Origin of the sequence: Candidatus Magnetaquicoccus inordinatus (assembly GCF_004217665.1) — a bacterium.
Lineage (GTDB): Bacteria > Pseudomonadota > Magnetococcia > Magnetococcales > Magnetaquicoccaceae > Magnetaquicoccus > Magnetaquicoccus inordinatus.
The window spans coordinates 1-1,396 of record NZ_RXIU01000446.1 but is presented as its reverse complement, the minus strand read 5'-3'; the positions used below and the strand labels follow the sequence as shown (position 1 = coordinate 1,396).

Annotated in this window: 2 protein-coding genes; both read right to left on the bottom strand. The window is 56.3% G+C overall.

Translation table 11 applies throughout. The features are described from left to right. A partial coding sequence (gene larC, locus EJP87_RS19130) for a nickel insertion protein (protein WP_227657724.1) occupies positions 1–149 on the bottom strand: 149 nt, incomplete at its 3' end. Positions 150–157: 8 nt separating this feature from the next. Continuing rightward, positions 158–1,396 (bottom strand): 4Fe-4S binding protein (locus tag EJP87_RS16405; RefSeq protein WP_130472919.1); only part of this gene is annotated, 1,239 nt, incomplete at its 5' end.

Below are 1,396 nucleotides of genomic sequence, written 5' to 3'. Positions count from 1 at the left end.
CGAATCCCGCCCCGTTTTTCCTCACTGATCTGCCAACACCATCCCGAAAGCAGGCTCTGCAATGCCTGATGCAACGGTTCGACGGCCAACCCCAAATCAATCGCGGCGGCCAAAAACATGTTGCCGGCAATTCCCGATGGCAGATCCATATACAGCTTCATAGCCCGCTCCGCTGGTTGCTCAAGATCATTTTATTGCTGCTGGAACGGCTCTCCCCCACCGAGGTCACACGAATGGCTGCCTGATCGGCCACTGGGCATTTGTTTTCACAGATGCCACAACCGATACAGAGCGCCGGCTCCACATAGGGCTGTTTGAGAACTATCTTTGCCCCTTGCCGATCCACTATTTCCACCTTTTTATACCAAATTGCCTTCGGTGTGGTGGGACAGACCTCCTCACACACAATACAGGGCAGGTGCATCGACCAGGGCAGGCAGCGGCCATGATCAAAAAAGGCGGTGCCCAGTTTGATCGGCTCATTGTTGCGGCCTGCCTCCGGGGAGTGGGCACCAATCTTTTCCGGCAGGGTCAAGGGCAGAATGGCACCGGTTGGGCAAACATGACCGCAGAGGACACAGTGGTGTTCGCAATAACCCAAGCGATTGAGCAAAATGGGCGTCCACAACGCCTCCAGCCCCCCCTCCAGCAGGGCCGGTTGCAGCACATTGGTGGGACACACACGCATGCAGGCAGCACATTTGATACAACGTGCCAAAAATTGCTCCTCCGGCAAGGAGCCGGGAGGGCGAATCATTGCCGGATGGGCTGTTCCTGCCACCGAATAGGAGCTGCGTAACAAGGGCACAAAGGCTGCGGCGACCAGGGCACTCTCGACCAGACGACGACGGCTGAGATCCAAAGTTTTGCCGACCGAGCTGTGCGGTTGCGGCAAACCAAAATGGAGAGCCCCTTCTGGGCACTGTTCCAGGCAGTTCATGCACAGATGGCACTCGCTGACCCGCAAAGCGCCATTGGGGTCACAGGCCCCCTGGCAATAGCGCACACATTTATGGCAATCGGTACAGCGCTGCACATCGCGGCGAATGCGCAGCAGAGGCCGCCAGGAGAGCAGACCCAGCAAGGCTCCCAAAGGACAAAGAACACGACACCAAAAGCGGGTCATAAAGCGGTTGGCCAACAAAATGGCCAACAACAGGATAGCGATGGCCGCCCCACCCAAAAAATAGGGTTGGCTGAGATAAAATTCTGCCCCCTGCCAGTGCAAGGCAGGCCAGACCCCGGTGACAAAAGAGCGGGTCAACAAGGCGATGGGATCGAGCAAACCAATCTGCAACACCCCAAAAAGCGCCATGACTAACAACCCGCTCAGCAGATAATATTTAATCCGAAAAACAGGCTGATAACGATTATGTTGCAGATCTTCAGCAGGGCG